The sequence below is a fragment of the Bacillus nakamurai genome (genome assembly GCF_001584325.1).
In the GTDB taxonomy this organism is placed as follows: domain Bacteria; phylum Bacillota; class Bacilli; order Bacillales; family Bacillaceae; genus Bacillus; species Bacillus nakamurai.
Genome location: NZ_LSAZ01000041.1, coordinates 518,789 through 531,360, shown reverse-complemented (window position 1 = coordinate 531,360; position 12,572 = coordinate 518,789). Strand labels below are relative to the sequence as shown.

Here is a 12,572-nt window from a genome sequence, read left to right as displayed (position 1 = left end):
GAGCGTATGAAACCGATAGATATTTTTAAAGCATTGTCCAATGAGTCGCGCTTACAAATTTTACAATGGCTGAAAGAACCGGACCGTCATTTTGCCCCTCATGAAGGAATCGATATGAATGATATCGGCGTATGTGTCAGTCAGATTACCGATAAGCTGCAGATGACGCAGTCGACGGCGTCTCAATATCTTTCCATCCTTCAGCGGGCAGGCCTCATTCAGACAAAACGTATCGGCAAGTACACATATTATAAAAGAGATGAAGAAGCCATCAAGGCGATTGCCGATTTTTTTCAGCACGAGATGTAAGGCTGAATCCTTAAGAAGGGTTCAGTTTCTTTTTCAGTCTACATATCGACATATTGCGAATTGTTTCTTTCTAATTTTTATATCGATATATCCCAATATATCTTTATATAAATCACATCTAAGGAGTGTGTAAGATGAAAAACACATGGAAGGTTTATATTTTGGCCATTATCAGTTTTTTAGTCGGAACATCAGAATACGTCATATCCGGCGTGCTCGACCGTATTGCTGATTCATTGGGCATCACGCTGGCAGCGGCGGGGCAGCTCATTACGATTTTCTCGTTTGTTTATGCGATCGGAACGCCTGTCATAATGGCTCTTACTGCAAGACTGGACAGAAAAAAACTTATCATGTACGCCCTCGGGGTGTTTATTTTCGGTAATCTGTGTTCCTTTATCCTTCCGGGATACGGACTGTTTGTGGCGGCTCGGGTTATCATGGCAATTGGTGCGGGAATGGTTGTGGTAACCGCACTCAATATCGCTGCAAAAATTGCTCCTCCCGGAAAACAGGCAAGTTCCCTTGCCACGGTCATCATGGGGTTTACGGCAGCACTTATTATCGGCGTGCCCATCGGCAGAGTCGTGTCGGAAGCTTTTGGGTGGAGATCTGTTTTTGGAGGAATCGCCGCCTTGGGGATCATTGCCATCATCATTCTATTTTTCACATTACCGCAGACAAAGGGAGATAAACCGGTACCGCTCGTTCAGCAATTTTCTCTTTTAAAGAAACGTAAGGTAGCGGTCGGCTTGGCTATTACGTTCTTTTGGTTAGGGGGATATTCTGTTGCGTACACGTATCTATCACCGTATTTGCTGAACGTGTCCCATATAAGCAGCCGGATGCTCAGTACGCTGCTGTTCATATTCGGAGTTGCAAGTCTTGTCGGTTCTAAATTAGGCGGTTTCAGCGCTGACAGGTGGGGCGCACGGGTAACTTTAACCGGCGGGATGGCGCTCCATACCCTGATGCTGATCTTATTGTCACTTGTCACACATTCTGTTGCCGGCGTAGCGGCAGTGCTTACGTTATGGTCGTTTGCCGCCTGGTCATCAGGCCCCGCTCAGCAATATCATTTAGCAACCATGGAGCCTGAATCCTCAGGTGTCTTACTCGGCCTCAACCAGTCTATGATGCAATTGGCTATGGCCGCAGGCGCCGGGATCGGCGGCATTGCTGTTACTCAGCTTTCTCTTGCTTCGGTTACTTGGATTGGAGCAGGCGGGATGATGATTGCGATGTGTGCCGTGCTCTCGCTTTCTCCCTTACGGATTAAAAAGCATTGTTCAGAAATCAGTGCAGAATAGAAGAAGCCTAATTTCTCTTTTCGAGAAATTAGGCTTTTTCTTATTTATTGCATTTCTTTAAATTAACGCCGATGGCGGCTCCGTTTCGGCTTGAATCGGCAACTCCCGTGAACGTGCCGTTTTCACGGTCGATTAGTATACTTTGCACATTGCCGATATCAACCGGGCTGGCGCCGAATTTATGTCCCATTCCGTTTAACTTGGTAAGGACATCTTGCGGCACTCCGTCTTCATACCGATAGGATGTCATACTGTTTGTGTAAATTCTCGGCTCCTCGACAGCTGCTTTCAGGTCCATACCGTACTCGACTTTATTCAGGATCGTTTGCAGGACCGAAGAAATAATTGTCGCTCCGCCAGGGGAACCGACGGTTAATACAGGTTTGTCACCCTTAAATAAAATGGATGGATCCATGCTGCTCAGCGGCCGTTTATTTGGCTGAACTTCATTTGCTCCGCCTGGAACCGCGTCAAAATCCGTTAATTCGTTATTCAGGACGACGCCATAACCGGGAACCATAATACCGGAGCCGAACAACTGCTCAATCGTCGTCGTGTAGGATACTACATTCCCAAAGCGGTCCGCAACTGTGAAGTGAGTCGTTTGGCCTTCTTGCTTGTCGGTCGGCTGCTCAACTATCTTATAGTTTGCAGAGCCTTCTTGATAGGCCCAAGGATCACCGGCTTTCGGTTTTTTGTTTACTTTATTGATGTCTATCAGCTGCCTCCGGGCATTGATATAGTCGGAATTAAGCAGCCCTTTCAGAGGAACGTTGACAAATTCGGGATCACCTGCGTATGCAGCGCGGTCAGCATAAGCCAAATGCATTGTTTCTGCAAGAAGGTGATATTTTTGCCATGAACGGATATCATATTGAGAAAGCTTAAAATCATCCAAGATATTCAGCATTTGTAAAAGGAAAACACCGCCGGAACTTGGAGGGGGCGTAGTGGCAATATGATAACCCTGGTAATCTCCCCAAATCGGTTTGTCAATCGTAACATTGAAATTTTTAATATCTTTTTCCGTCATCGAACCGCCGAATTCCTGTACAGTATCAGCAAGCTTTTTGGTGAACGCGCCGTCATAGAAGGATTTAGTGCCTTTGTATTTTATGGCTGTGAACGTTTTTGCTAAGTCTTTTTGGACGAGTTTGTCTCCTTCTTTCAGAGGTTCTCCGTTCGGAAGAAAGACATCTTTGGCGGCAGTGTGTGATAATTTGTCTTGATAATCTGAGATGGCATCAGCTAAAACCGAATCAATCGGAAAGCCTTTTGAGGCAAGTTTAATGGAAGGAGTGATGAGCTGTTTCATGGAGCGTGTGCCCCATTTGTCGAGCGCTTTTTCAAGGCCTTTTAATGTTCCAGGAACACCGACAGCGGTGCCTTTTGTAACCCGTTCGGAGAAAGGAATGGCTTTTCCGTTCTCATCCAGAAACATATCTGGAGTTGCGCCTGCCGGTGCCCGTTCCCGGCTGTCAATAATGGTGGTATCTTTTGTTTTGGCGTCATAAACCATCATAAATCCGCCTCCGCCGATACCTGACATCATAGGTTCAGTCACGTTTAATGCAAATTGAATTGCGACTGCGGCGTCAACTGCATTGCCGCCTTTTTTCAGCACGTCGGCTCCAATTTCTGAAGCGAGCGGATGGGCGGTGGCTACCATGCCGTCCTTGCCGACATCCACCTGTTTGTAGTCATCGTAGGAAAATGAGTGTTTTTTAGCCTGAGCATGATAAGGGATGCTTCCGGCCGTCAGCAAAGCACTAAGCAGAACGATAAAACAGAGATTTTTCACTTTTTTCATAGTCTGCCTCCTTTATTTTCCTCTTACAATTATAGAATAAGAAAAATGTGCTGTTTTCACAAGTGACAAAGGGAATAGTCAGGGATATAAAAAGATTTGCTTTCTGTGTGAATATAATCAAACGGAAATAGGCTTAAGGGGAAACTGCTTTAAAAGAGGATGCGATACAAGCATATTTGTGAAAAATAAGCTACAATAAAAAGCATGATGAATGAAAGGGATGTGAGCCATGTATTTAACGATCAAGGAAACAGCGGAGTTTACCAGCCTTCCTGAAGAATATGTACAAAACTTGGTTCTGAAGAATAAAATAAGGGCCGTCCATGACGGACATCAGTATTTAATTAACAAGGAACAATTTCACACACACCTTGAGCAGCTGGAAAAATATAAGGAAATGATTCAAGAGATTTTAAATGAACCGATTCCTGAGGATGTTGATGTAAAAGACGAGGATTAGGACACAATTACATATTGTGTCTTTTTTTTGTATTTTTTCAGCTGTTCGTTAAAAAAACGGGTGCTCAGATTTTGTTTTAAAGGTGTTGTTTTTCTTTTTTAATACCATGGGTATCTGAATCATTAAAAACCCATGAAGAGGGTTTAAATGGCTTTATGGAGAGTTGCAATAAAAATAAGACTCTTTGTCCCTTTATGTAACACTATGTATATTATGTTACATAAGGGGCTTTATCCTTTATCATTCAACAGGTTTCGACTATAATAGTAACATAAGACTCAATATGTTACTTTACCATTTTTAAGGAGTTTTCAGATGCATATCGTACAGCCGATCCGGAGCTTGGAGAAAATTCAGGAAGTCAAACGTTATTTAATGAACAAAAGCGAGAGGGATTATTTTTTATTTATTTTCGGCATGAACAGCGCTCTGCGCATTTCTGATATTTTGCCGCTTCGGGTGAAAGATGTCAGGAACAAAGATCATGTTTGGGCAACCGAAAGCAAAACAAGAAAGAAACGAAAAATTTTAATATTAGAATCACTGAAAGCTGACATTTACGCCTATACAAAAGATATGAAGGAGAATGACTATTTATTTAAATCCAAACGGACAAATAAGCCCATTTCCCGCATTCAGGCGTACAGAATTTTAAAGGAGGCGGCAGCTGCCTGCGGACTGGAGGAGATCGGCACGCATACGCTGAGAAAAACGTTCGGCTACCATTTTTATCAGCGGACGAAGGATATCGCCGAGCTTCAGCGGATTTTAAATCATTCTTCTCCTTCGATTACAATGCGCTATATCGGCATTGATGAAGATACGACAAGAGCCGCGTATAAAGTATTCGGAGGACTGTAGGCTTGAAAAAAATGAGCATCAGCGGTACTATTATGGAAGTAAGCTCTAGTAGCACAGCGGATAGTGCAGCAGTTTCCTAAACTGCAGGTCGGGAGTTCGAATCTCTCCTAGAGCGTAAAAAAGACAATGGCTTACTGCTGGCCATTGTCTTTTTTGATTACTTTTTCTTAACCGGAATCCAAATTTCAGTTCTGTGCTTTTCATCAGTAATGTCAGCAGCTGCATCATATACCTCAATTTCAGGGCCTCCGGCATGTTCATAACCGGTAGAAGGAAACCATTCTGAGAAAATCCTTTCCCACGTGTTTTGCACGGCGCCCGGAACAGGCCCGATGGCTTCAAAAACTGCCCATGTCGCCCGCCGGATTGTTTTCACACAGCAGCCTTCCGGAATCGGTCCGCCATGTTTTTCTGCGGCGATAAGATACGTAAACTCTTGGAGATCTCCGTCATAATCGGTACAAATACCGAGAAGGGAAGAGGAGTCAGCTGCCGCTGCAAGACGGTCCGTAAAACCATTTGTATTCAGCTCTTCCCAAAACTCCGGAATTCTTCTTTTATTTACTGAATTGACCACAGACACATGAAGCGGTTTGCCGACGACTTCGAAAGCTTCTTTTTCTTTCATTGTGTAGTTCATTTCTTCTGCTCCCGTCACTTGAAGCGGTGTCGATCACCTTTGTTTGATGAACGGCTAATTCCTGCGCGGCGACTGTCAATTTCCGTTTTCTGATATATTCAGAGACTGTCGATCCCGTCAGCATAAGAAATAATCGCTGGTAATGAAATTTGGAAGAATGCGCGGATTGCGCGATGTCTTCAATCGTCATGTCTTGATCAAGGTTCGCTTCGATATAATCAAGGCTTTTACATAGCAGCTCCAGCATAAGGCGCGTCTCCTTTCTGTCTGTCATGTTAACAGTGCCGGGATTTACATTCCGGTCATTTCGTGCCCGCCTGAGACAGGATTGTAACCTTGTCATAGCAAAAAAGCCCGCTAAAAGCGGACTCTTTCTTATATAACAGCATCAAATTGATTTACTTTCCAGACATTGTTTTCTTTTACGAATGTGACATCACGTTTCGCTGACGGAGAACCGTCAAGAGTCGGTACTGTGAATCGGTATGTTTTTGCGCTTCCTTTATTAGAAAGGAGGGTCATTTTTGCTTTTTTCCAATTGAGAAGATTGTCTCCGTCGCCGACCGGAACAGCCAATTTGCCGTCTTTCACGGCGAAGTGATAATTTTTAAAGCCTTTGTCAATGGCTTGCTTTGTAAAAACAGGTGTCAAATATTTCACAGCTTTTGTTTTTGTGCCGAGCTCCTTGCACATAAATACATATTGCAGGTTTTGATATTCGAAAGGCTCAGATGTGCAGTTTGTATTTGATTTGTAAGTGCCGCCGCTCATTGTGTTCCAGAAATGTTCTCTAGCTGATAAGGCCAATTGCAGTGCTTGCTTTTGTGTAAGGTCATTAGATGTATTTTTTGCCGTTGCCACTGTGCCTAATGACAGGATCAATGTAATCGTCGTTAAAAATAATAGCAGTTTTTTCATGATTTTTTCTCTCCTTCAATCAATCTCTTTCTCTTATGTTACAAATGTTACAATAATTACGGTAAGATTACAATACCTTTTCAGAAATATTTTCCGCACTTTTTATTTTTATGATGAATTTCCATTAACGGCGAAAATAAAAGATAGAGAGTTTCGTGTGAACAAAAGGTTTTTACAAGCTGTATGCTGAATAATAAAATGAAAGAAAACAAAAAAAGGAGTCCTTACATATGGAAGTACAAGATAATCGGGAGCAGGGCATCGACAGCCAGTCTGTATGGCGGTCGATGTCACTGTTTCTAGTGCCGCTGCTGTTAAGCAATGTATTGCAATCTGTGGGCCAATTGGTCGGAATGGTATTTGTGGGCAGGTGGCTCGGCGTCGATGCGCTCGCCGCAGTTTCGTCATTTTTTCCGCTGTTTTTCCTGCTGATTTCGTTTACGATCGGTATCGGTTCAGGAAGCTCTATTCTGATCGGGCAGGCTTTCGGCGCGCGAAACGAAGAAAGACTGAAAGCCATTGTCGGCACAACGCTGACATTTACCTTTTTGCTCGGTGTCGTTCTGGCCGTCATTGGAAGTGTTTTTACGCTTGATATTTTGCGGCTGATGGGAACGCCGGAAAACGTGATAGATGTCAGTGTCCGATATGCACGCATATTGTTCTGCGCAATGCCGCTGATGTTTTTATATTTTGCTTATACGACATTTTTACGGGGAACGGGAGATTCAAAGACGCCGTTTTACACATTAATAGTAAGTACAGTGATTAACATCGGGCTTTTGCCGCTGTTGATTCTCGGGCTTTTCGGGCTTCCGAAATTCGGCATTTACGGCTCGGCGTATGCAACCGTTATTTCAACGATTATCACATTTATCGTCCTCATGGTGTATTTACGGAAAACGAAACACCCGCTCGCATTTGACCGGGAAGCGCTCCGCAGCCTGAAAATGGATAGAAAGCTGCTTGCGCTGCTGCTTAGGCTCGGCATTCCGTCAAGCATCAACATGATTCTCGTATCGCTTTCTGAAATAGCCGTCATTTCCTTTGTTAATCATTACGGATCAAACGCAACGGCTGCTTACGGTGTCGTCAATCAAGTCGCGAGTTATGTGCAGATGCCTGCCGTCAGCCTCGGAATCGCCGTTTCGATTTTTGCCGCCCAATCTATAGGGGCCAATCAATTCGGCCGTTTGAAACAAGTGATCAAAGTCGGCATCGGTCTGAATTATCTGATCGGGGGCGTGCTGATTATTTTGATTTATGCCTTTTCCCGGCAGATATTGGCTTTGTTTTTAACGGATCAAGATACGCTGCACATCGCCCACAGCCTCATTATGATTACATTATGGAGCTATTTGATTTTCGGCCATGCTCAGATCGTCTCTGCGACAATGCGGGCGAGCGGCACCGTATTATGGCCGACAATCATCAGTATTTTTACAATTTGGGGTGTTGAAGTGCCTGTCGCCTTCATTCTTTCTCATTATACGAATCTCGGCATTCTCGGCATTTGGGTCGGTTATCCGGCCGCCTTTGTCATCAGCCTTCTGCTGCAATACAGCTATTACCGATTCGTATGGAAGAAAAAACAGATTACCCGGCTGATTCAATAAGCTTTACAATACATCGCTCTGTTCATGCAGGCGATGTTTTTTGCAGAAGGAAAATGAGTTTATAAAATGGAATTCCTATACATGCTATAAAACAAAGAAAGGGCAGGTGGCTTATGACGATTGAACATACGACCTATTTAGGAGTCCCCGCAATCAAAGCCGGCAATGATCAGGCTGAATTTATCATTGTGCCGGAATGGGGCTCAAATGTTATTTCTCTTCAGGATAAAAAAACCGGTATGCGTCTTCTCAGAGAACCGAAGACGCCGGAGCAATTTCACGATACACCGATGCTTTTCGGAATTCCTGTTTTATTTCCGCCGAACCGGATTACGGATGGGACATTTCATTTTCACGGCCGCACGTATCATTTTGATATAAACGAAAAGGATAAACATAATCATATTCACGGTTTTCTTTACAGTGCGCACTGGAAGGTTGTCACGATGAAAGAAGAGGATGGCCATCTGCTGGCCGAAACAGAAATCGATCTTTCAAAGATACCCCATGTGTATGAGCAATTCCCGCATGACGTGATTGTCCGAATGTCGTATACACTGAAAGACAATGTATTTTCTCAGCGGGCGCTGATTATCAATAAAGGAACGGAAGCCCTCCCATGGGGACTCGGCTATCACACCTCCTTTATCTTTCATGAAGACAGCTCCCGGCTTTTTTTGACGGCGGACCGAAAGTGGGAATTAAATGATCGTTTCGTGCCGACGGGCAGTTTGTTGGATGTGCCGGATAAAGAAGCGTTTCAGGAAGGCATGTCTTTAAAAAACAAGCAGTTTGATGATGTTTTCCTTTCTTCTGGGCGAAACGGCGAAAAAAACGAGGCGGTCATATTTCATCCGAGTGAGCAATTAACCGTTACGTATCGGGCTGACCGGGCTTTCAAACATTGGGTTGTCTACAACGGTGACGGGAAGCAGGGATTTGTGAGCCTTGAGCCTTATACATCCGTCACAGATGCGTTCAATCTTAATCTGCCGTCATCGCTTACCGGACTGCAGATTCTGGAACCTGGCGGGGAAGCATCGGCGTCATGTGATATCATTATTCAGCGCAAGGGAAAATAGGGGAGAGGCGGGATGGAAAGTGAAAAAACATGTGAAACGCTGGGCCGCCGTGATGCTGCTTTTTGTCATTGCCGCGGTTCCTTATATTGATGATTCTGCCAAAGCGGTTGAAAAAAAAGGCGCTTTAACAGAGCAGCTTACAAAAATTCTCGAGGAAGAACCCGCCTTAAAAGGCGCCATAGCGGGAGTCAGCATTCGTTCTGCCAAAACCGGGGAAGTTCTGTTCGGCCATCAGGAAGATGTGCGGCTGAGACCTGCGTCCCTGATGAAGCTCCTGACGGCTTCGGCGGCGCTTTCTGTACTCGGTGAAGACTACACATTTAAAACAGAAGTGCGGACAGACGGCGCAGTCAAAGGAAAACAATTACACGGAAATCTTTATCTTGCGGGAAAAGGTGATCCGACCCTTTTGACATCTGATTTTGACAAAATGGCAGAGCAGGTAAAAAAAGCGGGAATAAACGTCATCAAAGGGGATGTAGTAGGTGATGACACATGGTATGACCATATCCGGTATTCCGCTGACCTGCCATGGAGCGATGAAGGTCAATATTATGGCGCACAAGTATCCGCCCTTACCGCTTCCCCTAATGAGGACTATGATGCCGGAACCGTTATTGCGGAAATCAGCCCGGCTGAACAGCCCGGCAAAAAGGCAAGCGTTACGATTTCACCAAAAACGAGTGTCGTGCATGTTAAGAATGAAGTAAAAACCGTTGCAGCCGGCGAGAAAAAAGACTTGACGATTGAGCGTGAGCACGGCGGCAATTTGATCACCATAAAGGGAACCATACCGGCCGGCGCAGGAAAAACAAAAGAATGGGCCGCTGTGTGGGGACCGACCAACTATGCTTTAGATTTATGGAAACAAGCACTTAAAAAACAAGGCATTACCGTAAAGGGAAAAGTCAAATCCGGAAAAATGCCGCATCATACAGATCTGATAACATCCCGAAAATCCGTGCCTCTTTCAAAACTGCTGATTCCATTTATGAAACTGAGCAACAACGGACACGCCGAAATCCTTATCAAGGAAATGGGGAAAGTCAAAAAAGGGGAAGGCAGCTGGGAAAAAGGATTGGAGGTTATGACCTCCCAGCTTTCAGCTTTCGGACTGAATCCAGACGAGCTGATCGCGAGAGACGGATCTGGCGTATCCCACATAGACGGCGTATCCGCGGACCAAATCGGGGCGCTTTTATATGCGGTTCAAAAAGAGAAATGGTTCCCGGCTTTGCTTCACTCGCTGCCTGTGGCGGGATCAAGCGACAGAATGACGGGGGGCACACTGCGGAATCGGCTGAAAGATACCCCGGCGGAAGGAAAAATTAAAGCGAAAACCGGTTCATTAACGAGTGTCAGTTCAATTGCAGGCTATGCAGAAACAAAATCCGGAGACATGTTGATTTTTTCCGTTCTTCAAAACGGACTGCTTGATGAAGATGATGGGAAAGACATTGAAGATAAAATAGCCGTTTTATTGGCGAATCAATAAGATGAAAGTGAAAATGGCCGATCCCTAAAGGATGCGGCTTTTTTTATATTTCGGGGCGGAGTATCCGAATTATTATCCCGCTATCATGAATCAGTTCCGGAACATTTTTCACTGGCGGAACAAGCCTCACATCAAAGACAAAGCACAGCTGCTTCCAGAAACACACTTACTCTTTCACACTTTTCGCTCAAGCAGAGCCGGACATGTTTTCCGGTTTGCACACCTTATATGTCGGCGGAGAGGCTCTATCACCCGCACTCATGAATACGGTCAGACAGCGATGCCCGAATCTCAGCCTTTATAACATATACGGGCCGACGGAAAATACGACGTTTTCAACCTTTTTTGAAATCAAACAGGATTTCTCACAGCCGATCCCGATCGGCAAACCGATTAGTAATTCGACCGCCTTTATCATTGACAAGAACGGACGGCTTGCGCCGATCGGCGTTCCCGGCGAGCTTTGTGTCGGCGGTGACGGGGGTGCAAAAGGCTATTTACACAGGCCTGAATTAACAAACGAAGTATTTGTGGAGCATCCCTTTTATCCGGAAGAAAAAATGTACAAAACCGGCGATCTGGCACGCTGTCTTCCTGATGGAAATATAGACTATATCGGCCGGCTTGACCGTCAATTCAAGATTCGCGGCAAACGAATTGAACCGGCAGAAATCGAAGCGCGGCTGAACGGGATTGAAGGGATTCAAGAAGCGGCGGTTGCTATTTCAGCAGAAGGAGAAGAGGCGGTCCTTTGTGCGTATTATACAGGCGCCCAGACGGAGGAAAGAACCATACGTTCAATATTGGCAAGGTCGCTTCCGGATTATATGATTCCGCAATACTGGATAAAGCTTGACCGTATGCCGCTTACCGCAAACGGCAAAGTCGACCGCGGCGCTCTCCCTGAGCCTGAACGGAAAGAAGCTGTAAGAAATATCATTCCGCCGCGAAACTGGGTTGAACGGGAGCTGATTGAGATCTGGAAGCCGGTACTCGGTATAGCGGAGCTCGGCATTCAAGATGACTTCTTCGAGCTTGGCGGCCACTCGCTAAAAGCATTACAAGTCATCCACCAGCTGAAGAGCAGCCAGCAGCTGGATGTCCCGATCGAATTATTATTCGAAATTCCGACAATCGAACAATTAGCGGAAAAGCTGTATTCCCGGCAGCTGAGCACAGCAGCCGAACAGCATATCAGCAGATTGAATCAGCCGGCGGGACCGAATCTTTTCTGTTTTCCGCCCATCTCAGGTTTTGGCATTTTCTTCAAAGAGCTTGCGGCAGCATTAAATGGACAATCCACTGTGTACGGCTTTAACTTTATTGAAGAAGACAGCAGAATGGAGCAATACATTGATAAAATCATTGAAATCCAGCCAAAAGGCCCTTATATCCTTTTAGGGTATTCGGCCGGCGGAAATACGGCGTTTGAGGCTGCAAAAGCGATGGAAAGCCGCGGACTGGAGGTCAGTGACCTCATTATCGCAGACGCCTACTATCAAGGGGCAGGCGCTCATAAGGATATGTTTGAAGCGGCCTATGTCCAGCAAAATGCAGAGGTGATACAGCATATCGCCGCAAACAGCGGCAAACGGTTAGAGCGCCATCTGTAAAATCCGTCCGAATGGTTCGCTGAGGCAGAGGGCAAGATAGGGAAAATCCAGTGTTTTTGGAGGCTTATCATGACTAACCTATCTTGGCTCACGTATTTGATGATTATCCTTGCGAGCTACCGGCTGACCCATTTAATTGTGTTCGATAAGATTACAGAATTTATCCGAAAACCCTTTACAAAACAAGAAAAAACGATGGATACAGCAGGGCATGTCGGACAAAAACGCGTACCGTCCTCTACATTCGGTTACATGCTGCAGTGCTATTGGTGTGCCGGCGTCTGGTGCGCCATATTGATCGGCATCTGCTATCTGGTATGGCCAAGCTATGCCGTTCCGGTAATTTTTATTCTGTCAATTGCCGGTGCGCAGGCGATTCTCGAAACGTTTGTCGGCGTCGGAACGAAAGTGATAGACGTGTTGGCTGCCATGAAACATAAAAAGTCCTAAAGCAGTTT

Annotated in this window: 12 protein-coding genes, 1 tRNA gene and 1 pseudogene; 10 read left to right on the top strand and 4 right to left on the bottom strand. The window is 45.2% G+C overall.

Translation table 11 applies throughout. From position 1 onward, the window contains the following. Positions 1-6 precede the first annotated feature (6 nt). Both AXI59_RS17385 and AXI59_RS17380 read left to right on the top strand, forming a co-directional pair. Positions 7-309 (top strand): ArsR/SmtB family transcription factor, encoded by a 303-nt coding sequence (locus tag AXI59_RS17385; RefSeq protein WP_061521133.1) that lies wholly within the window; start codon positions 7-9, stop codon positions 307-309. Between the two features lie 134 nt (positions 310-443). Beyond that, entirely contained in the window at positions 444-1,619 is a 1,176-nt protein-coding gene (locus AXI59_RS17380) for an MFS transporter (protein WP_061528839.1), read from the top strand. A gap of 40 nt (positions 1,620-1,659) precedes the next feature. Here AXI59_RS17380 and ggt read toward each other — a convergent pair whose 3' ends face one another. Continuing rightward, the gene (ggt, locus tag AXI59_RS17375) at positions 1,660-3,429 is read right to left on the bottom strand and encodes a gamma-glutamyltransferase (RefSeq protein WP_061528838.1); all 1,770 of its coding nucleotides are present in this window, start codon (positions 3,427-3,429) and stop codon (positions 1,660-1,662) included. A 229-nt stretch (positions 3,430-3,658) separates the two neighbouring features. On the opposite strand from ggt, the gene AXI59_RS17370 reads away from it, so the two are divergent. The 3 genes from AXI59_RS17370 to AXI59_RS17360 all read left to right on the top strand — a co-directional run bounded on the left by AXI59_RS17370 (position 3,659) and on the right by AXI59_RS17360 (position 4,865). Next, the gene (locus tag AXI59_RS17370; protein ID WP_061521136.1) at positions 3,659-3,889 is read left to right on the top strand and encodes an excisionase family DNA-binding protein; all 231 of its coding nucleotides are present in this window, start codon (positions 3,659-3,661) and stop codon (positions 3,887-3,889) included. 315 nt (positions 3,890-4,204) lie between these two features. Further along, entirely contained in the window at positions 4,205-4,750 is a 546-nt protein-coding gene (locus AXI59_RS17365; protein WP_061521137.1) for a site-specific integrase, read from the top strand. 42 nt (positions 4,751-4,792) lie between these two features. Next, a tRNA-Arg gene (locus tag AXI59_RS17360) sits at positions 4,793-4,865 on the top strand. Between the two features lie 42 nt (positions 4,866-4,907). Here AXI59_RS17360 and AXI59_RS17355 read toward each other — a convergent pair. The 3 genes from AXI59_RS17355 to AXI59_RS17350 all read right to left on the bottom strand — a co-directional run bounded on the left by AXI59_RS17355 (position 4,908) and on the right by AXI59_RS17350 (position 6,308). Continuing rightward, entirely contained in the window at positions 4,908-5,390 is a 483-nt protein-coding gene (locus AXI59_RS17355; protein WP_061528837.1) for a GyrI-like domain-containing protein, read from the bottom strand. Then, the gene (locus tag AXI59_RS19870) at positions 5,308-5,637 is read right to left on the bottom strand and encodes an AraC family transcriptional regulator (protein WP_156476316.1); all 330 of its coding nucleotides are present in this window, start codon (positions 5,635-5,637) and stop codon (positions 5,308-5,310) included. Before AXI59_RS19870 ends, AXI59_RS17355 begins: the two co-directional genes overlap by 83 nt. A 128-nt stretch (positions 5,638-5,765) precedes the next feature. Beyond that, positions 5,766-6,308 (bottom strand): IseA DL-endopeptidase inhibitor family protein, encoded by a 543-nt coding sequence (locus AXI59_RS17350; protein ID WP_061528836.1) that lies wholly within the window; start codon positions 6,306-6,308, stop codon positions 5,766-5,768. A 230-nt stretch (positions 6,309-6,538) separates the two neighbouring features. On the opposite strand from AXI59_RS17350, the gene AXI59_RS17345 reads away from it, so the two are divergent. The 5 genes and pseudogenes from AXI59_RS17345 (at position 6,539) to AXI59_RS17325 (ending at position 12,564) form a co-directional block, all read left to right on the top strand. Beyond that, positions 6,539-7,924, top strand: coding sequence for an MATE family efflux transporter (locus tag AXI59_RS17345; protein WP_061528835.1), 1,386 nt, complete (start codon positions 6,539-6,541; stop codon positions 7,922-7,924). 113 nt (positions 7,925-8,037) lie between these two features. Next, the gene (locus AXI59_RS17340) at positions 8,038-9,006 is read left to right on the top strand and encodes an aldose 1-epimerase (protein ID WP_061528834.1); all 969 of its coding nucleotides are present in this window, start codon (positions 8,038-8,040) and stop codon (positions 9,004-9,006) included. A gap of 19 nt (positions 9,007-9,025) precedes the next feature. Further along, positions 9,026-10,501, top strand: a complete 1,476-nt coding sequence (gene dacB / locus AXI59_RS17335; RefSeq protein WP_061528833.1) for a D-alanyl-D-alanine carboxypeptidase/D-alanyl-D-alanine endopeptidase — start codon at positions 9,026-9,028, stop codon at positions 10,499-10,501. Positions 10,502-10,665: 164 nt separating this feature from the next. Then, positions 10,666-12,114: pseudogene (locus AXI59_RS17330) on the top strand (thioesterase domain-containing protein); the annotation flags it as partial. A 69-nt stretch (positions 12,115-12,183) separates the two neighbouring features. Then, the gene (locus tag AXI59_RS17325) at positions 12,184-12,564 is read left to right on the top strand and encodes a DUF1360 domain-containing protein (RefSeq protein ID WP_061521183.1); all 381 of its coding nucleotides are present in this window, start codon (positions 12,184-12,186) and stop codon (positions 12,562-12,564) included. The last annotated feature ends 8 nt before the right edge of the window (positions 12,565-12,572 follow it).